Annotated in this window: 16 protein-coding genes and 1 tRNA gene; 8 read left to right on the forward strand and 9 right to left on the reverse strand. The window is 34.3% G+C overall.

Translation table 11 applies throughout. The features are described from left to right. Nucleotides 1-8 precede the first annotated feature (8 nt). On the reverse strand, nucleotides 9-2,240 hold the full coding sequence (locus ACFFGA_RS00390) for a S9 family peptidase (RefSeq protein ID WP_386058032.1): 2,232 nt from the start codon (nucleotides 2,238-2,240) through the stop codon (nucleotides 9-11). A 149-nt stretch (nucleotides 2,241-2,389) separates the two neighbouring features. Between ACFFGA_RS00390 and ACFFGA_RS00395 the strand changes: the two genes are divergently transcribed. The 3 genes from ACFFGA_RS00395 to ACFFGA_RS00405 all read left to right on the forward strand — a co-directional run bounded on the left by ACFFGA_RS00395 (nucleotide 2,390) and on the right by ACFFGA_RS00405 (nucleotide 5,021). Continuing rightward, nucleotides 2,390-3,691 (forward strand): hydroxymethylglutaryl-CoA reductase, degradative, encoded by a 1,302-nt coding sequence (locus ACFFGA_RS00395; RefSeq protein ID WP_386058034.1) that lies wholly within the window; start codon nucleotides 2,390-2,392, stop codon nucleotides 3,689-3,691. 43 nt (nucleotides 3,692-3,734) lie between these two features. Beyond that, on the forward strand, nucleotides 3,735-3,878 hold the full coding sequence (locus tag ACFFGA_RS00400) for a GIY-YIG nuclease family protein (protein WP_386058036.1): 144 nt from the start codon (nucleotides 3,735-3,737) through the stop codon (nucleotides 3,876-3,878). 135 nt (nucleotides 3,879-4,013) lie between these two features. Beyond that, complete coding sequence (locus ACFFGA_RS00405; protein WP_386058039.1) at nucleotides 4,014-5,021, forward strand: GYDIA family GHMP kinase; 1,008 nt, start codon at nucleotides 4,014-4,016, stop codon at nucleotides 5,019-5,021. Nucleotides 5,022-5,129: 108 nt separating this feature from the next. On the opposite strand, the gene ACFFGA_RS00410 is transcribed toward ACFFGA_RS00405, so the two are convergent. The 7 genes from ACFFGA_RS00410 to ACFFGA_RS00440 form a co-directional block, all read right to left on the reverse strand. Further along, nucleotides 5,130-7,277, reverse strand: coding sequence for a SurA N-terminal domain-containing protein (locus tag ACFFGA_RS00410; protein ID WP_386058042.1), 2,148 nt, complete (start codon nucleotides 7,275-7,277; stop codon nucleotides 5,130-5,132). 94 nt (nucleotides 7,278-7,371) lie between these two features. Further along, nucleotides 7,372-8,661: a hemolysin family protein gene (locus ACFFGA_RS00415; RefSeq protein WP_386058045.1), complete on the reverse strand. Its 1,290-nt coding sequence runs from the start codon at nucleotides 8,659-8,661 to the stop codon at nucleotides 7,372-7,374. Nucleotides 8,662-8,664: 3 nt separating this feature from the next. Next, a complete protein-coding gene (locus ACFFGA_RS00420; protein WP_386058048.1) occupies nucleotides 8,665-8,856 on the reverse strand; it encodes a hypothetical protein in 192 nt (63 codons plus the stop codon). A 37-nt stretch (nucleotides 8,857-8,893) separates the two neighbouring features. Beyond that, nucleotides 8,894-9,460: an LPS export ABC transporter periplasmic protein LptC gene (lptC, locus tag ACFFGA_RS00425; RefSeq protein WP_386058051.1), complete on the reverse strand. Its 567-nt coding sequence runs from the start codon at nucleotides 9,458-9,460 to the stop codon at nucleotides 8,894-8,896. Then, nucleotides 9,460-10,824, reverse strand: coding sequence for a hypothetical protein (locus tag ACFFGA_RS00430; RefSeq protein ID WP_386058054.1), 1,365 nt, complete (start codon nucleotides 10,822-10,824; stop codon nucleotides 9,460-9,462). The genes lptC and ACFFGA_RS00430 overlap by 1 nt, the downstream gene beginning before the upstream one ends. Nucleotides 10,825-10,839: 15 nt before the next feature. Continuing rightward, nucleotides 10,840-12,162, reverse strand: coding sequence for a BamG family beta-barrel-assembly machinery protein (gene bamG, locus ACFFGA_RS00435; RefSeq protein WP_386058057.1), 1,323 nt, complete (start codon nucleotides 12,160-12,162; stop codon nucleotides 10,840-10,842). Then, complete coding sequence (locus tag ACFFGA_RS00440) at nucleotides 12,162-12,890, reverse strand: type III pantothenate kinase (RefSeq protein ID WP_386058060.1); 729 nt, start codon at nucleotides 12,888-12,890, stop codon at nucleotides 12,162-12,164. Before ACFFGA_RS00440 ends, bamG begins: the two co-directional genes overlap by 1 nt. Before the next feature lie 102 nt (nucleotides 12,891-12,992). Here ACFFGA_RS00440 and ACFFGA_RS00445 point away from each other — a divergent pair. Next, nucleotides 12,993-13,068, forward strand: a tRNA-Phe gene (locus ACFFGA_RS00445). On the opposite strand, the gene ACFFGA_RS00450 is transcribed toward ACFFGA_RS00445, so the two are convergent. Further along, nucleotides 13,069-13,935, reverse strand: a complete 867-nt coding sequence (locus tag ACFFGA_RS00450) for an AraC family transcriptional regulator (protein WP_386058062.1) — start codon at nucleotides 13,933-13,935, stop codon at nucleotides 13,069-13,071. A gap of 136 nt (nucleotides 13,936-14,071) precedes the next feature. Here ACFFGA_RS00450 and ACFFGA_RS00455 point away from each other — a divergent pair, with 136 nt between their 5' ends. The 4 genes from ACFFGA_RS00455 to ACFFGA_RS00470 are packed head-to-tail and all read left to right on the forward strand — an operon-like array spanning nucleotide 14,072 to nucleotide 18,887. Further along, nucleotides 14,072-14,989 (forward strand): dihydrodipicolinate synthase family protein, encoded by a 918-nt coding sequence (locus ACFFGA_RS00455; protein ID WP_386058065.1) that lies wholly within the window; start codon nucleotides 14,072-14,074, stop codon nucleotides 14,987-14,989. A gap of 1 nt (nucleotide 14,990) precedes the next feature. Then, nucleotides 14,991-16,574: an aldehyde dehydrogenase (NADP(+)) gene (locus ACFFGA_RS00460; RefSeq protein ID WP_386058068.1), complete on the forward strand. Its 1,584-nt coding sequence runs from the start codon at nucleotides 14,991-14,993 to the stop codon at nucleotides 16,572-16,574. After that, nucleotides 16,575-17,585 carry a 4-hydroxyproline epimerase gene (locus ACFFGA_RS00465; RefSeq protein WP_386058070.1) on the forward strand — a complete coding sequence of 337 codons (1,011 nt, stop codon included), beginning with the start codon at nucleotides 16,575-16,577 and terminating at the stop codon, nucleotides 17,583-17,585. It begins immediately after the preceding gene. 54 nt (nucleotides 17,586-17,639) lie between these two features. Beyond that, nucleotides 17,640-18,887: an NAD(P)/FAD-dependent oxidoreductase gene (locus tag ACFFGA_RS00470; RefSeq protein ID WP_386058073.1), complete on the forward strand. Its 1,248-nt coding sequence runs from the start codon at nucleotides 17,640-17,642 to the stop codon at nucleotides 18,885-18,887. Nucleotides 18,888-18,925: the final 38 nt, after the last annotated feature.

Consider the following 18,925-nt stretch of genomic DNA (forward strand, 5'->3'; position numbering starts at 1 on the left):
TAGTTAGTTTAACCTTTAATTTTAGATGATGTTGCTTCTTCCTCTTCATTCTTTTCTATCTTATCACCTAAAGTTTTATGGATAAAGTTGGTCATCTTTTTGTAAAGATGCAAACGAGTATTTCCTCCATAAATACCATGATTTTTATCAGGGTATATCATCCATTCAAATTGTTTATCTGCCTGAATTAATGCTTCAACCATTCGCATGGTATTTTGTAAATGTACATTGTCATCACCAGAACCGTGAATTAATAAGAAATCTCCTTCTAATTTATCTACATGGTTTATTGGCGAATTATCATCATAACCACTTGGGTTTTCATCTGGAGTAGTCATGTAACGTTCTGTATAAATAGTATCGTAAAACCTCCAGCTTGTTACTGGTGCAACAGCAATTGCCATTTTAAAGACATCATTACCTTTAAATAGCGCATTACTACTCATAAAACCTCCATAGCTCCAGCCCCAAATTCCTATTCTGGTTTCATCTATGTATGGTAAAGCTCCTAGCTTTTTTGCAGCTTCAATTTGATCTTCTACTTCGTATTTTCCTAATTCGTTTTGTGTTACTTTTTTAAAGTCAGCTCCTTTGTAACCTGTTCCTCTTCCATCTACACAAACCACAATATAACCTTGTTGCGCTAGCATTTGGTACCAATAATCGTTTGTACCATTCCAACGATTAGCCACTTGCTGTGATCCTGGACCAGAATACTGATACATAAACAGTGGATATTTTTTGTTAGCATCGAAATCTGCTGGCTTAATCATCCACATATTTAGGTCATTACCATTAACATTAATGGTACTAAATTCTTTTTTAGAAGTCACATAATCTCCGACTTTTTGAGCAAGTCTGTCATTATCTTTAATTCCTTTTACAAGGTCACCTGATTTAGCACTATTTAAAGTGTACTCAGGTGGAGTTGTTGCGCTAGAATGTGTGTTTATAAAATACGTGAAATCTGCACTAAACGACGCACTATTAGTACCCTCTGTTTTAGTAAGACGTTTTTTGTTTTTACCATTTAATTTAATGGAATAAACATCTCTGTTAATCGACCCATTTTCAGTAGATTGGTAATAAATTGTATTCTCTTTTTCGTTAAAACCATAGTAGTTTGTCACTTCCCAATTACCATTAGTAACTTGGTTGATTAACGTACCATCTTTTGCATAATGGTAAATATGATTGTAGCCATCTTTTTCGCTGGTCCAAATAAAACTATTATCCTTTAAAAACGTTAGGTTAAACGTTACATCAATATAAGCTTTATCTTTTTCTGCCATTACCAAATCCGATGTCATAGTCTTGGTATTTATCATCCAAAGGTCTAATTCATTTTGATGACGATTCATATACTGAGCGCTCAAAATATTAGCGTCTTTAGTCCATTTAATTCTTGGGATATAAAAATCCGTATAAGACTTATCGACTTTAATTTCTGATACTTTTTTCGAACCTAAATCATACAAATGCAATGATACTTTAGAATTGGCTTCACCAGCTTTTGGGTACTTAAATACTTGCTGCGTTTGGTACAAATCTGATCCATAAACATCCATTGAAAACTCAGGCACTTCAGTTTCATCAAAACGAATAAAAACTATTTGATTACTACTTGCATTCCAATCAAAAGCCCTAACAAAACTAAATTCCTCTTCGTAAACCCAATCCGTAATACCGTTAATGATTTTATTCTTTTCACCATCAGTAGTGATTTGCTCAACACGTCCTGATTTTAAGTCTTTGACATAAAGATTGTTTTCATAACCATAAGCAATCTTTGTTGCATCTGGAGATAACGTTGGCTCCTGCACTAAGTTATCAGAAACTTTAGTTACTTTTTTTGTAGCAATATCATAGATATAATACTCGCCTAAAGTAGAGCGTCTAAAAACTGGTTTTGAATTGGTTGTAAGAATGATTTTAGATTCGTCCTCACTAAAACTGTAATCAAAAAAACCTTGAATTTCTTCTATATCTGAAGATGACACCAAGGTTTTTACTTTCTCTAAAGTTTTATAATCGTATATATCTATTGTCGCTGTTCTATTCTGCCTATCGATATTTAAAACTGAATACTGTTTTCCATTATTCATGGAATGCAAAGCTTGCATCCCTTCTGTTCTAAAAGTACCACTCCAAATATCTTTGAGTGTAATTTGTTTATTCTGAGAATAAATTAAAGATGTAGTAATAAAACCAATTAAGGCCACAAAATGTTTAAAATTCATATATTTTATTTTTCAATAAAGCAATGCCAAGTTTACTAAAAAATATGCAAAAATCCGCCTTTATTAACAGTAAATCGGCAATAATGGTAGTTTATGCACACATTTTATGCCAATGATAAGTATCTTTGTGTTTTAAAACCAATTTTAACATGCCAAACGCAATTTCTGGCTTTTCTAAGCTCTCTAAATCTGAAAAGATTGAATGGCTTTTAAATACATACTTTACTGATAAAGACAAGGCATGGACGCTTGTAAAGCAATATTGGAATACTGATAATAAGTTACAGAAGTTACATGATGAGTTTATAGAAAACACCATCACTAACTATTATTTGCCTCTAGGAGTTGCTCCTAATTTTTCCATAAACAACAGGCTTTATACTATACCAATGGCTATTGAGGAAAGTTCAGTTGTTGCAGCTGCAAGTAAAGCGGCTAAGTTTTGGAAGGATAGAGGCGGTTTTAAAGCCGAAGTTATTTCTACTGAAAAAATTGGACAAGTACATTTTACATACAATGGCAATTTTGAAGAGCTAAACCGTTTTTTTGAAACTGTAAAACCTAAATTAATTTCCGAAACTCAAGACATCACCAAAAATATGCAACGCAGAGGTGGTGGTATTTTGGATATACAACTGCGAAACAAATCTAATGCATTAAAGAATTATTATCAATTGCACGCCACGTTTGAAACGCTTGATGCCATGGGTGCAAATTTCATAAATTCTTGCCTAGAGCAGTTTGCAAAGACGTTTAAGGCCGAAGCTAAAACTGCTTTAGTTGGAGACTTAGATATTGTGATGTGTATTTTGTCTAATTATGTACCAAATTGCTTGGTAAGAGCAGAAGTGTCCTGTAAAGTTGAAGACTTAAAGAGCAAAGACATTTCTAACCCAGAGTTGTTTGCTAAAAAGTTTAAACAAGCTGTTAATATTGCAGAAGTTGAGCCTTATCGTGCCGTAACCCATAACAAAGGTATCATGAATGGCATTGACGCTGTAATATTAGCTACTGGCAATGATTTTAGAGCTGTTGAAGCTGGTGTGCATGCTTATGCTTCAAAAGACGGAACTTATACCAGCTTAACGCATTGCACTATTGATAATAGTATTTTTAAGTTTTGGATTGAAATTCCGCTGGCTTTAGGCACAGTTGGAGGTTTAACAAGTTTACATCCTCTGGTTAAATTTTCCTTGGAGTTATTAGAAAACCCAACGGCAAAAGAGCTCATGAAAATTGTTGCTGTTGCTGGACTAGCACAAAATTTTGGTGCACTAAAATCTCTAACAACCACAGGTATCCAGGAAGGACACATGAAAATGCATTTAATGAATATTCTAAATCAGTTTGAAGCTACTTCTGAGGAAAAAACAAAACTTGTTGAGCATTTTAAAACTAATACTGTAACCCATAGTGCCGTAGCCGAAGCTATTGAAAACATAAGAGGTTAATTACGCTGGTGACTGAGCGTAGTCGAAGTCACACATAACAAAAATGCCAATAGGATATACATATATATTAGAATGTTCAGATGGCTCCTATTACACAGGAAGTACTATAGATATTGATGACCGCATAACAAAACATCAAAATGGACAAGGGCAAATCACACAAAAAAACGTTTACCAATTAAATTAGTTTATCTTGAAGAACATCAAAGAATCGATGATGCTTTTTATAGAGAAAAGCAAATTCAAGGTTGGAGTAGGGCAAAAAAAGAAGCTTTAATACAAAATAAATTAGAAGAATTAAATAAATTATCAGAATGCAAGAATGATAGTCATTATGCATTGTGGCTTCGGCTACGCTCAGCCACCGAATAACAACACAATAACTCATAAACTCAATTTGAAAAATCAACCAAAAACATTCAGAAGCAACGGTAAACTATTAATAACTGGCGAATATGTCGTTCTAGATGGAGCAAAAGCTTTGGCATTACCAACAAAATATGGTCAAAGTTTAACTGTAGAAGAGAATGACACAAATACTATAGTTTGGAAAAGCTGTAATGAGTTAGACGAAGTTTGGTTTGAGGATGAGTTTTTAATTAATGATAAAGCTGCTCGGCTTAGAGTAAAAGCGAAAAATTATTCGGATGTTTCAAAACGATTAATTCAGATTATACAGGAAACTTATAGTTTAAATTCAGAGTTTTTAAATGCTGAACAAGGTTATAACGTTACAACACACCAAGATTTTAATCGACTTTGGGGTTTGGGTACATCTTCAACTCTAATTAATAATATTGCTAATTGGGCAAATATTGATGCCTATAAACTATTAGAAAAAACCTTTAAAGGTAGTGGTTATGATATTGCCTGTGCACAACATAATACTCCGATTACTTATCAATTAAGATTTGCAAGAAAACCATTAATTGAACCAGTTAATTTTGACCCTAACTTTAAATCTCAACTCTATTTTGTTTATCTCAACCAAAAACAAAACAGTAGAGATGGTATAACGACTTACCGAAAGAAAGCTAAGATTGACGCTTCAATAATCGAAGATATTAATAAAATTACTGAGTCTATAATTGCTTGTAAATCCCTTTCAGAATTTGAAAACCTGATAAACGCACACGAAGCTATTATCTCTAAACTCATTGACCAAAAGCCTATAAAATTGAGATTGTTTAAAGACTTTAAAGGATCTGTTAAAAGTTTAGGTGCTTGGGGAGGAGACTTTGTTTTGGCAACTTCTGAGACTGATCCTACGGCTTATTTCACCTCTAAAGGGTTCGATGTTGTTATTCCGTATTCTGGGATGGTGCTTTAATTAAACCTATAGACTCTGAAATAAATTCAGCATAACAAAGTATAAGTAATGAACAAAAAAGGCTTCACATTTCTGCAAAGCCTTTTTAAAGTTATACTCTAAAGCTAATTAGTAAACCGTCTTAGCTCTGTTGTCTTCAATATCAGCAGCTTTCTCTAAGGCTTGATATACTTTATTCTGAACTGTATTTCTACGCTCAGTGTTCAATCTGTTAATTATTGAAGTGTAATTATCTAGCTTAGTAGCTTCAGTTATTTTAGTTACTTCTAAAACATAAACACCTTTTTCACCATCAATAGGCTGAGATACTTTACCTTGAGCTAAACCAAATGCAGCACCAACAACTTTTGGCTCTACACCTGCACCAGCAAGCGTTGTGTTTTTCATTGTGATAGCCGCTGCTGTTTTTGGGCTTTGTCCTTGGCTCTTAGCAATTTCATCTATAGTTGTTCCAGATAGTTTCTCACGAATCATTTTCGCTTTCTTCTCTTTCTTAATTTCTGGAGCAGCAATTACAGAAGCATCTTCTACATTCATTAAACCTTCCTCATTCTTTTCAACAAGTTTAGCAACAATAAATCCAAAACCTGAAATTGGGAAATTTTTGTAATCACCTATGTCAGTATCATCTTCAAAAGCCCAACGCACAACTTGTCTTTGACTTCCTAAACCTGGCATATTTTCGTCTAATTCTTTAAACGTAATTGGCTTTACGGTTAGATCACGTTCTTTTGCTAACTCATTAAAATCACCATCTTTAGCAGCAATTTCGAATTTAGACATTTTATTAAATACGTCTTGAAGTGTTTGATCCGATGGCTCAATTTTTCTGGCTACTGTTGCGAGCTTAACAGCTTTGTTAAAGCTTTTCTGCTCTAAAATCTCAATAACATGATATCCAAAAGAGGTACCTACTACATCAACATCACCTTTTTTATTTTCAAAAGAAAACGCCTTAAACTCTGGAGCCATACCTGCATTATATGCAAATTCTATTTCACCATCTTGCTCGTTACTTACTTTATCAGAAGATAATTCTAATAAATCCATAAACTTAGTACCACTCTTTATTTTAGCTAAAATACTATCTGCCGTTGCTTTAGCTTCCTCAGGAGTCTTAGTAACAGAAGCGTCAGCTCTTTGCCCACCAGCATAAGGCACTAAAATGTGTCTTACTTTTACTGAATCTGGCATTTCCTTTACAGCAACAACTTTAGATAATTTAAAATACTCACCATCCTTATACGGACCGTAATATTCACCTACTTCTAAATTGATTAGGCTATCTTTTGCAATAGCTGGTAACTCCGCAGCTCTTAAAAAAGAATCGTTATACTTAATATCTGAATTAGAGTTCACAAACTCTTCTATATCCTTAGTAGAATCAAAACCTGGAATAGTTTCAGTGTTTTTACTGCTTTCGTTATACTCTTCTTTATCAGCTTTTAATGCTAATAAACTTGCTTTTATGTTATCTTCATCTGCTTTAGAAGCTTCTTCCTTAAATTCTACATAAACCACTTCTCTACTGGCATCAACCGTAAACTTATCTTCATGATTTTTCATATAAGCCTTTACATCAGATTTAGTGACCTCTACCAAACTATCTGCTATAGTAGTGTAAGGCACTTGAACATATTTAATATCAACCGTTTTGGCATCGGCTAAATATTCATCTTCGGCTTCAGCGATGGTAGTACCAACACCTGCTTTAATCATGTTATAGTAAGACTGTTGTATAGCATTAGTAGCAATAGTTTGCTCATTGCTTGCCCAACTCTCATAATTCACCAAAAAGTTACCTAATGGAGCGGTTGCACCATTAAGGTCTTTTAAGTTTGCGATAAATGCATTTAATCGGTTAACATCAAAGTTTCCATTTTCGTCTTGAAATTCAGGGTATGAAGAAAAGCTAGTTTTAAGCAAATCGCGCATTTCATCTTTTTCAACAGATAAACCTAACTCGTCAAATTCATTCTCTAAAATGATTTTTCTAAGCTCTTGGTTATAGATCGTATTCATCGCTTGGGTATTGGTTACTCTACCTCCTGATCTATCTTGATAATTTTTTACCTTTTGCTGAAACTCATCTCTATGAATATCCTTTCCATTAATGGTTGCAATAACGTCTTGCGCTCCACCTGTAAGTGCATCAGAATTTTTGAATAAATCACCAATTACAAATGAGAACAATGCCAATGCAATGACTAATATCAATATTAATGAACGTTGTCTAATTTTATTTAAAACTGCCATAGTCTAATTTTTTCGTATAAATAAGTCTGCGAAAATAGTACTTTCCTATTAATTATAAAAGGAGAAGTGTAGTTTTTATAAGCCTAAAATACTTCTAGTCTACTTCTAGGATTTTAAGATGCACCACGTCGATTTTTGTAGAGGAAACCTCCTCAATGGTAAACTTGAAATTATCAATTTGAATATCTTCATTTTCCTCAGGAATTCCTTCAACTTCACTTAAGATTAAACCACCTAATGTTTCGTAATTTTCACTATCAGGAAGATTTAATTTGTAGGTTTCATTAATATAATCGACCTCTAATCTGGCTGAAAATCTATAAGTATGTTGGTTGATCTGCTCTTCTATCAATTCCACAGTATCATGTTCGTCCTCAATTTCGCCAAAGAGTTCTTCAATGATATCCTCTACGGTCATAATTCCCGAAGTTCCACCATATTCATCAATTACAACTGCTATACTTTGTCGTTTCTTAGTTAGAATGTTAAGAACATCTTTTATAAGAATTGTTTCTGGAACAAAACTTACAGGAATAATGATGGATTTGATACTTTTTGGTTTTTTAAACAACTCAAAGGCATGCACATAACCCAAAATATCATCTATAGTATCTTTATATATAATGATTTTTGTTCTTCCTGTTTCAATAAAAAGTTGTCTTAGGTTTTCTATAGAGTCCGAAATATCTACAGCAGTAATCTCGGTTCTTGGCACCATAACTTCCCTTGCTTTTACTTCTGAAAATTCTAGTGCATTCTGAAATATCTGAATTTCGCTATCTACATCATCATGATTTTCTACAGATTCCATCTGCTCACTAATGTAGTTTCCTAGTTCCACCTTAGTCATAGCTAATACAACATCTTCGCCTTGAGCTTTAAAAATATATTTTAATACAGCATCTGAAATCCAAAGCACAAAATCTGAAATCCAAGTAAACAACAGATAGAATATGTAGGTTGGCAAAGCCAATACTTTCATCAAAGTGTTAGCATAAATTTGAAAAAATACTTTTGGTAAAAACTCAGCCGTAATTAATATAATCAAAGTAGAAATTACTGTTTGAGATAACAACTGTAAATCGGTAAGCAAATACGTTAATGCCGCGCTATCTGATGGTAACATGGACTGAAACCAACGCACCAAAACATCACCCATTTTTAAACCATAAATTACCAACGCAATATTATTGCCAATAAGCATAGCAGCAATATATTTTGAAGGCTTTTCAGTAAGTTTGGCTAAAATCCGCCCTAAAAAATCGTCCCGTTTTTTCTCTAGTTCTATATGTATTTTATTAGAAGATACATAAGCAATCTCCATACCCGAAAAAAAGGCTGAAAGTATTAGTGTGGTTATAATGATGACCAGATCTACAGTCATATATTATTTTTTATTACGGTCTTCAAACTTTTTTGCAAACCGTTTTCTAAAAAAGAACATAAATATGGCCAAAACAACAAAAAGCAAAGACATATAAGCTCTGTTTCTGTCTACAGACCAGTTAGTAACAGCATCCCATAGAAAAAGTGCTGCAAAGATTAAGTATGCGTATTGAAAGAATTTTAGAATTTTCATCAGTTAGTTTATCTAAGTATTAGAGCTACAAAGATAGTTAATTATCGAGTTCAAAATCGCCTCCCATTTCTAACATCTGAAAGTTTTTAAAATCTTTATCTGAATCGAAGCCTATACCATAAAGAGGCCCTTCTGAACGTGTAAATACCCAGGGTTCGTTAGTAAATACCCACTCTAATTTTTCATTGTAGTATAACTGCTCTGTGATCAAAACTTCATTATCATGGGTTGTTATGGTAACATTACCTCTTAAATCAATAATATCGGTTTCGGTATAAAAGATAGCGTATTGTGAGCGAATGGTAGTTAAATTGTTTTTTTCATCATATACCTTTAGTAAAATACCATCAGGAAATTCACTAAACGCAAAACTTCTATTGGAGTAGTCCAACATTTTTGGACTGATAAGGTTTGCCAATAAACGTACAGAATCACCTTGAAGCTCTGTATATTTTAAATCAATGTTTTCAGCCTCTCCTATGGGTTGATTTTGAAGAACTCCAACTTTTTGAACCTCGTCAAAATCGTTTTCACATGAAAAAAACAAAGTCACAGCAATTGCTGTGACTAAGTTTTTTATGATATGTGAATGTTTTATTTGCATTAAATACTTGGTACTGTTACCGAGCGTCCAATCCAGCATCCTATTTTAATTGTTTGCCCTGAATTACCTTCAGTAAATATATCTGACTTTGAAGGTGCGCTAGCTCTATAGCTGTTTGCTGTTTGAGCCGCAGCAGATCTTAAACGTCCATCTACTCTACCTGCTTTTTCTGCTTCATTTGCAGCTAACCAGAATACTGCTCTTTTGTTAAAGTTAGAGTCTCCACAATTATTGGCACTCTTTGCATACATAGCTGCAATTGCTAAATAAGGCGAACCATCAGATGGATTTAACTTTAAAGCTTCCATATAATACTGTCTTGCTTTACCGTAGCTACCTTTACCTTTAAGCTCTTGTGCTAGTTTTTTGTAAAGTTTTGCCTTTTTTAAAGGATCAGTTTCTAATTGAACCGTTTGGTCAAAATACTTTTGCTCTCCAGTTAACAAGTATAAATAGAATGCTGTATCAGCCGTTGGCTCAATACTATTTTTTTGTTCTACCAACTTTAAAAACAATGGATCTTCTTTACATCCTTTTGAGTACATACGGTTCATTGCACGTTGCAACCAAACACCATTACTTTTGTTTTCTTCAAAATTCTTTTGGTATAACGGAATTAACACTTCGCAATTTGCTATATCACCAAGTTTTTTGTCCATACTACCTAAAATCTGATTTTCGTAGGCATCTATGTTAGACTCATAACTAGACCTGTATCTTTCTTCTTTCTTAGTTAAAGCAGTACCAGCTGCTTCCTTCTCCGCATACTTATTAAGTTGCGTTGTATAACCAGCTATAAGATTTTCTATAATTTCATTAACATCATCATACTTATCAAAAACTTCTTGTGCTGGCTTCTTATCACTTTTAAATAAATCTACAGCTAAAGAAAAATAGGTATAAAGTCCTTTTGCACTTGTAAAGTTTTTAGCATCTTTTTTGTAGGCTTCATCAAACATGTTATAAACTTGCTCATCAGTCATGTTTAATTCTGTCTTATACTTATAAGCTAAATTTGCTTTATCGGCCAATATTTCACCAAGGTCATATTTTGAAGCAAAATGCTCTCTACTTTGATCATAAAGCTTCATTAAATCCTTAATATGAGCCACTTGTTCTGCACCTGAAGAATTTTCAATTTTGTGCGTTAGTATTTTTTCACCATGAGCATAAATGGCTCTGTTGAACTTTGGACACTTTTCACGAACAATTTTCCATGGGCCATAGGCATCGTCATATTTTTTGCTCTTTACGTAACTATCAAAAATTGACAGATTGTTCATGCACTCTTCGTCTTGCTGAGCAAAACCAATGTTAAAACTCGCAAAAAGCGCTAGAAACAGTATAGTAATTCTCGTCTTCATCTTGTTATTTTATTGTTAGTTATACTTCTTTTGTCTAAACCATCTAGAGTTCAAAGATAAACTTAAGTTAAAGTTTATAAAATTCTCTTGGATTAAATTTTTCTTAGTTGTTCCTCGTTTACCAAGTTCAACACCAAAATTGGCATTTGAAAATAGGTTTCGGTTCCCAATCGGTAAACCTAAACCAAAAGATATGCCAAACTCCTTTATCGATTCATCTTTTATAACTAAACCTGTGTTACCAAAGTTAAAACCTGCTCTGTAAACCACACGCTTAAAATAGCCAGAAAAGGCATTATAATCAGGGATATAGAATCCTCCAACAGAAAGTTGAGAGGCATTTTCGTAAGAAGTATTGTTACTACTAAAAACAGGATTAAAAAAATCGCTAGTAGTTTGCGTACTATACTCTGCACCTACAAACCAAGATTTTGGATCTCCTAAACCAGCACCTAACGAAAATTGGGCAGGCAATGTTAATTCTGTCCTTTCTAAACCATCACTTTCTAAATCGGCTTCTTGGCTTTGCCAAACTCTAGTAACATCGTAAGTCTCTGAATCCACAGAAACCGTAGAAAAAGTTCTTTCATTTTCTGAAGTCAACTTAGATTTAGGTGCAAAAGTAGCTGTAGCAGACAGTTCTAATTTATCAGAAACCATGGTTTTATAACCAAGACCAAAATTAAGACTAAGACCACTTAAATCGGACCTATTAAATTCTCTTGTTTGGTATTGTGCAGGTTCATCCTCTGAAATATATTCAATGACAATTGCTGAGTTTTGAATATTACCAAAATTATAATTGATATCAACACCTGCACTTAATTTATTAGAAATCTGATAGCCAAAACCTGCAAAAACTCTATTAACTCCACCTTCACCAGCAAAACGACTTTCTAAATCATTATTATCATTAACGTCATCTAATTTATAACCTACAGAAGTATATGGCAACAACCCAAATCCAAATCCAAACTTACCTACTGGTATAGAAAGAGCCATATATTCAAATGTAGAGCTATTAGTTTCTGCCTCTCCAGAAGAACCTTTTAGAGTAGCATCAGTCATCGTACCTGCAACTGTAAATTTTACAGGCCTACTTTCTCCATCAAAAGGATAAGTTTCAACGTTTTTACCTACATAAGCTGCTGGATTTCTAAGATTAACATGGATACTATCTAAGTAAACACCTATACCACCCATACTACGATTTTCTGCTGTACCCTTAAATTTTAGGCTTCCTATACCATAAAATGAATATGGAGATGCGGTACCCTGTTGTGCAAAAGCACTATAGCCAAAAATTGCAATACAGATTACAATGAGTTTTTTTATCATTATTTTGAATTAAAATCTAGAATAAAATTCAAACCTTCCAATAGAAAATTTGAATTGGCAAATATGCTATTTTTTAATTGGTTTGACAAAAATTTGGCATCTCCACCTGTTAAAATAACTGTTAAATCTGGGTATTTTAACTGATAATGGTCTACAACACCATCAATTTCTTTAATTACTCCAAACACAACACCAGAATGAATCGATGATTCCGTAGAGTTTCCAATTATTGTTTTTGGCTGGTTTGTTTCTAATAACGGTAAATTAGCCGTTAAATTATTCAAGGTCTTATATCGTAAACGAACTCCAGGAGAAATAGCACCTCCTAAGTAATCATTCTTATCCGTAATAAAATCATAGGTTATACATGTACCAGCATCAATGATTAAAACATTTTTATCTGGAAACTGACGTACAGAAGCACTAACCAAGGCCATACGATCTACACCTAGCGTTTTTGGAGTCTTATAAAGATTGGTGAAAGGCAGTTTTGTTTTGTAACTAAGTTCTATAACTTTTAAGTCCTTTTCAATAATTTCAACATGTTTTTTTGACAAACGACCAACAGAAGAAACAATTGCAGACTTGAGCTTAGGAAACGCTTTCTGCAATAAATTATATTGCTTTTTAAACTCTAAAAGCTCAAAACTCACCTTATGCACTAAATCATAGTCATTATATACTGCAAATTTCACAAAGGTATTACCAACATCAACGATAAGATTCATAAGCTTTTTATATGGTACAAATTTATAAAATCAAATTTTACAACTTTCTTTTTGTGAATAATAAAAATGCATATATATTTGCATCCGCTTAATTAAGCAATTGGTGCCTTAGCTCAGTTGGTAGAGCAAAGGACTGAAAATCCTTGTGTCCCTGGTTCGATTCCTGGAGGCACCACCATCAAAAACCCGATTCAATTGAGTCGGGTTTTTTGGTTTCTAAAAACAAACTTGGAGTCCCTCCTTTAATAGTTTTAAAAATCCGATTGAAATTAGACATATTCCTAAAACCCGATAAATAAGCAACCTCAGCTATAGAATGATCGCTTTTTTCCTTCAATAGTTTGCATACCATTTCTATTCTAAACTCATTCAAAAACTGAACATACGTTTTATTGGTACGTTTTTTAAAGTACTTGCAAAAAGCATTTTTTGTCATACTAGCAATCTTTGACACTTCTTCTAAAGAAATATCCTTATCATAATTATTCAAAGTAAATTCAAATACATTTCGCATACGATCACCGTCAACATCACTATATTTTTTATCATAAACAAAGGAAGACAAACTTTTATAGTCTGAATTCACCATAAGATCCAATAACTGCAACAGGATAACAAAGTGGTTAAATTTTGAAGCATTTTCAAGTTGAAGAAAGAGACGTTTGGCCTTATTCTGGTTCGAATTTAATTTAAAGCCATATTTAGAACGTTCAAAAAAAGCCTGAATACCTTTCAATTCTTCCAAATCAAAAAACGATTGACCAAAGGATTTTTCTGTAAAAAACAAACTCAACATGTGTGATGCTTCTGAATCCTTATCACTTTTAAATACATGCGGAATATCACTTCCTATCACCAAAACATCTCCTCTAGTGTAATTATTTACAGTATCGCCAACAACTAAAGCACCTTGACCTTCTACTATATAGCTTAGCTGGATTTCTTCATGCTGATGCAACTTATCATAAAATACTTTCACCTTATCCACCTGATAAATCAAGTTGGCTTGGTCTGGTTTTGGAATAATAAATGGGAGTGCTTTCAAATTAAATTGATTGAATACTATTCAAAAATAACAATAAATAATAAAAAATGGATAATATAATATCACTATAAAATAACAAACTATTACAAAAACTGTAAAGGCATGTATAATTTTGACGAACAAAATATCATAAGTTATGAGCATAAAATGGGAAGGCGTAATGCCAGCAGTTACAACTAAGTTCACAGAAAACGATGAGCTAGATTTAAAGACATTTAAAGTAAATATCCAAGCACAATTAGATGCAGGAGTTCATGGCATTGTGTTAGGTGGTACTTTAGGTGAAGCCAGTACACTGACAGATAGTGAAAAACGAACTTTGACAAGAGAAACGGTTGCTTTTGTCAAAGGAAAAGTACCTGTACTCATTAACATTGCAGAACAGAGTACAAAAGAAGCAATACACTGTGCAAAAAAAGCCGAAGAAGATGGTGCTCAAGGCCTTATGCTATTACCTCCAATGCGGTATAAAGCCTGTGACAACGAAACTGTAGCATATTTTAAGGCTATAGCCAACAGTACATCTTTACCAATTATGATTTACAATAATCCTGTAGATTATAAAATCGAAGTTACGCTAGATATGTTTGACGAACTTTTGGAGGCTTGTCCAAACATAGAAGCTGTTAAAGAATCCACCAGAGACATTACAAACATCACAAGAATTAAAAACAGATTTGGTGACCGTTTAAAAATATTAACTGGAGTAGATACTATTGCCTTAGAGAGTTTAATTATGGGAGCTGATGGTTGGGTCGCAGGATTAGTATGTGCGTTTCCAAAAGAAACCTGTGCAATTTACGAATTACAAAAGGCAGGCAGAATTAAGGAAGCTATAGAAATCAATAGATGGTTTTTGCCATTGTTAGAGTTAGATATAAACCCTAAATTAGTACAGAATATAAAGTTGGCAGAAGTTGCAACAGGAATAGGAACAGAAAATGTTCGTGCACCACGCTTACCACTACATGGAGAAGAACGCAAACATGTTTTAAAAGTTATTGAGGATGGTTTAAAAAACAGACCAACTTTACCAGAGTATAAAAATTTATAAGATGATTACAGGGAAAAATTATATAGGAAATCAATTATCAGCTAAAGGAACTAAAACCTATAAAACTTTTAATCCACAGTTGAATATTGAAAATGCGGACGTTTTTACCGAAGCTACATCAGATGAAATTAATGAAGCTGTGCAATTGGCATCTGAAGCTTTTAAAACTTTAAGAACCATTTCTGGACAACAAAAAGCTAAGTTTTTAAACGCAATTGCAGACGAAATTTTGGCACTTGATGATACATTAATACAAACCTACTGTTCAGAAACCGGATTACCAGAAGGAAGAGCAAAAGGCGAACGCGGACGAACCATTGGTCAACTTAGAATGTTTGCCGAACTGGTTGCCGATGGTGCTTGGGTAGAAGCCACAATTGATACAGCACAACCCAAACGCCAACCGATGCCAAAATCGGATCTCAGAAAAATGTTGATTCCTCTAGGACCAGTTGTCGTTTTTGGCGCAAGTAATTTTCCATTGGCTTACTCCACTGCTGGCGGAGATACTGCTGCTGCTTTTGCTGCTGGTTGTCCTGTAATTGTAAAATCGCACCCAATGCACGCTGGCACAGGCGAATTAGTGGCTTCGGCAATTGTAAAAGCCATAGAAAAAACGGATATGCCAAATGGTATATTTTCCAATCTAAACTCTAGCGGAATTGAAGTTGGCACCCAACTAGTAAAGCATCCCAAAGTTAAAGCTGTTGGTTTTACAGGAAGTATTAGAGGAGGAAGAGCTTTATACGATTTAGCAGCCCAACGCGAAGAGCCAATTCCTGTTTTTGCAGAAATGGGAAGTATTAATCCAGTTATTATGCTACCAAAAGCTTTGCAAAGTAGAGGTGAAAGTCTGGCTAAAACTTATGCTAGTTCAATCACATTAGGCACAGGTCAATTTTGCACCAATCCAGGATTGTTATTAGGAATTAAGAGTGAAGCCCTTTCAGGTTTTATTCAGAATTTATCAGATGAAATCATAAAGATTGAACCTTCGTGCATGTTGCACCCAAACATTATTGGAGCTTATGAAAACAACAAGCAAAATGTAACATCGCAATCCAACTTGTCTGTTGTTGCCGATTATGATTCAGAAGTGCAAACCAATTATGCCAGACAAACCATCACAACAGTTGAAGGCAAAACCTTTTTGGATAATCCAACACTTCATCAAGAGGTGTTTGGGCCATTTTCAATGGTTGTGCAATGTGAAGACGTAAAACAATTGGAACAAATCATATCACAATTAGAAGGACAACTCACAGGAACTATCATTGCAGAACAAGGCGAAGCTTCAAATTATCCTGAAGTGGTTTCTGCACTACAAAACCGTGTTGGACGTATCATTTTTAATGGTGTACCTACAGGTGTAGAAGTTTGCCCATCAATGACTCACGGAGGTCCATATCCTGCTTCAACAGATAGTCGTTTTACGGCTGTTGGAGTTCATTCTATTAAACGTTGGGTGCGACCTTTTAGTTATCAAAATTGGCCAAACGACTTGCTTCCTGATGAATTGAAGAACGAAAACCCACTTGGGATTTCTAGATTGATAAACAATAAACAAACTACTGATACGATTTAGATGGCTGCCCATACGTTTGTTTGCATTGACGCTCACACTTGCGGTAATCCAGTAAGAGTGATTAAAGAAGGTGGACCACAACTCATTGGAAAAACCATGAGTGAAAAACGGCAACATTTCTTAAATGAATTTGATTGGATACGAAAAGGTTTAATGTTTGAACCTCGTGGTCATGATATGATGAGTGGCAGTATTTTATATCCACCTCACCAACCTGAAAATGATTTTTCAATTCTTTTTATCGAAACTTCAGGATGTTTGCCAATGTGTGGACACGGAACTATTGGCACCATTACTATAGCTATTGAAGAAGGGTTAGTAAATCCTAAAATCCCAGGGAAAATTAGAATGGAAGCTCCTGCTGGTTTGGTAGAGATTGAGTACCAACAAACCAATAATAAGGTTGATTGGGTAAAACTAACAAATGTAAAAAGCTATTTGGCCGCAGAAGGTTTAATCATTAACTGTCCTGAACTAGGCGAGCTTACTTTTGACGTTGCCTACGGCGGAAATTTTTACGCCATTATCGATCCACAGGAAAATTTTTCTGGAGTTCAGGATTTTTCAGCTGGGCAGATTGTTCAATATTCGCAAGTCATTAGAGAACGTATTAATCAAAAATATCCAAATCATTTTATCCATCCTGAAAACGAAACCATAAGAGATGTATCTCATGTATTATGGACTGGAAACCCTATCAATGAAAATTCACATGGTAGAAATGCCGTATTTTACGGAGATAAAGCCATAGATAGAAGTCCTTGCGGCACTGGAACTTCTGCTCGAATGGCACAATTACATGCCAAAGGAAAGCTTAAGGTTGGTGAAGAATTTATCCATGAAAGCTATATTGGCAGCACCTTTATTGGTTGCATAGAAAAAGAAACAGAATTAAACGGTAAAAAAGCAATTATACCTAGTATAAAGGGTTGGGCAAAAATATATGGACATAATAGCATAACCATTGACCCAAAAGACGATCCTTATGCTTATGGTTTTCAAGTAATTTGATTTATAATATCAAATTATCCTGAACTAGTTTCAGGATCTCATAACATAGTAAATATGCAAAAAGAAATAGTCATAATTGGCGGAGGAATCATAGGTTTATGTTCCGCATATTACCTAAAAAAAGAAGGACATCACGTCACTGTTGTTGACCAATCTAATCTAGATGCTGGTGCGTCTTATGTCAACGCTGGATATTTATCGCCAAGTCATATCATCCCATTATCAGCACCTGGTGTGATGAAAAAAGGCATAAAATGGATGTTTAATTCTTCCAGCCCTCTGTACATAAAACCACGATTAGACTCAGATTTTATAAAATGGACTTGGGCATTTAATAAATCGTGCAACGCCAACCATGTTAAAAAATCAGCTCCTGTAATTCGAGATATTTCGGTGTTAAGTCAAAAACTCTACGAAGAGATAAAAACCTCAGAACGGTTTACATCTCAATATGAAAAGAAAGGCCTATTAATGTTGTGTCAAACTCAAAAAATGCTCGATGAAGAATTAGAAATGGCTAAAATGGCTGTAGAATTGGGTTTAGAAGCAAAAGAGGTTAATCCTACTGAAATAAAAGTACTGGAACCCAATGTAGAAATAAATGCTATTGGAGCTATCTATTATAAATGCGACCACCATTCTACTCCTCACGAATTTATGAACGAGATGAAATCGCATCTAAAAAATGCAGGAGTAAATTTCTATACTAATGAAAAAGTTATAGACATTACAATAAGCGACCAAAGCATCACTTCTGTAAAAACCGACAAACAAACCTTAGTGGCAGATGAATTTGTTTTAGCTGCAGGTTCATGGAGTGCGTTGCTAAGCAAAAAACTAGGACTAAACTTACTGCTGCAAGCAGGAAAAGGTTATCGCATCAACACCACTGAACCAACAGGTATTACTTTACCATCAATTCTGGCTGAAGCTAAAGCAGCAGTAACACCAATGCATGGTTTTACACGCTTTGCTGGTACAATGGAAATCGCAGGAATAAACCACAAAATCAATAAAAATCGTGTTGAAGCAATTGCCAATGCTGCAAGCAGATATTTCCCAAATATTAAGATTTCTGAAGAAGAAAAAGCTGATGCTGCTTGTGGCTTAAGACCTGTTTCGCCAGATGGATTACCATATATTGGTAAATCTTCAAAATGCAAGAACCTAACTATTGCTGCTGGCCACGCTATGATGGGTTGGAGTATGGGAACTGCAACTGGGCTTTTAGTTTCTGAGATTATTTCAGACAAAAAAACGTCGCTTGATCTAAATCCATATCATCCAGATAGAAAATTCTAACAAAAAACAAGTATCTTTTCGTGGTCATAATTAGCTAG

It is taken from the genome of Winogradskyella pulchriflava (assembly GCF_042434315.1).
Classification (GTDB): Bacteria; Bacteroidota; Bacteroidia; order Flavobacteriales; family Flavobacteriaceae; genus Winogradskyella; species Winogradskyella pulchriflava.

Bases quoted from the DNA above. Each gene is read 5' to 3' on its own strand.
- ACFFGA_RS00390 (WP_386058032.1), bottom strand. From the start codon at position 2,240: ATGAATTTTAAACATTTTGTGGCCTTAATTGGTTTTATTACTACATCT.
- ACFFGA_RS00395 (WP_386058034.1), top strand. From the start codon at position 2,390: ATGCCAAACGCAATTTCTGGCTTTTCTAAGCTCTCTAAATCTGAAAAG.
- ACFFGA_RS00400 (WP_386058036.1), top strand. From the start codon at position 3,735: ATGCCAATAGGATATACATATATATTAGAATGTTCAGATGGCTCCTAT.
- ACFFGA_RS00405 (WP_386058039.1), top strand. From the start codon at position 4,014: ATGATAGTCATTATGCATTGTGGCTTCGGCTACGCTCAGCCACCGAAT.
- ACFFGA_RS00410 (WP_386058042.1), bottom strand. From the start codon at position 7,277: ATGGCAGTTTTAAATAAAATTAGACAACGTTCATTAATATTGATATTA.
- ACFFGA_RS00415 (WP_386058045.1), bottom strand. From the start codon at position 8,661: ATGACTGTAGATCTGGTCATCATTATAACCACACTAATACTTTCAGCC.
- ACFFGA_RS00420 (WP_386058048.1), bottom strand. From the start codon at position 8,856: ATGAAAATTCTAAAATTCTTTCAATACGCATACTTAATCTTTGCAGCA.
- lptC (WP_386058051.1), bottom strand. From the start codon at position 9,460: ATGCAAATAAAACATTCACATATCATAAAAAACTTAGTCACAGCAATT.
- ACFFGA_RS00430 (WP_386058054.1), bottom strand. From the start codon at position 10,824: ATGAAGACGAGAATTACTATACTGTTTCTAGCGCTTTTTGCGAGTTTT.
- bamG (WP_386058057.1), bottom strand. From the start codon at position 12,162: ATGATAAAAAAACTCATTGTAATCTGTATTGCAATTTTTGGCTATAGT.
- ACFFGA_RS00440 (WP_386058060.1), bottom strand. From the start codon at position 12,890: ATGAATCTTATCGTTGATGTTGGTAATACCTTTGTGAAATTTGCAGTA.
- ACFFGA_RS00455 (WP_386058065.1), top strand. From the start codon at position 14,072: ATGAGCATAAAATGGGAAGGCGTAATGCCAGCAGTTACAACTAAGTTC.
- ACFFGA_RS00460 (WP_386058068.1), top strand. From the start codon at position 14,991: ATGATTACAGGGAAAAATTATATAGGAAATCAATTATCAGCTAAAGGA.
- ACFFGA_RS00465 (WP_386058070.1), top strand. From the start codon at position 16,575: ATGGCTGCCCATACGTTTGTTTGCATTGACGCTCACACTTGCGGTAAT.
- ACFFGA_RS00470 (WP_386058073.1), top strand. From the start codon at position 17,640: ATGCAAAAAGAAATAGTCATAATTGGCGGAGGAATCATAGGTTTATGT.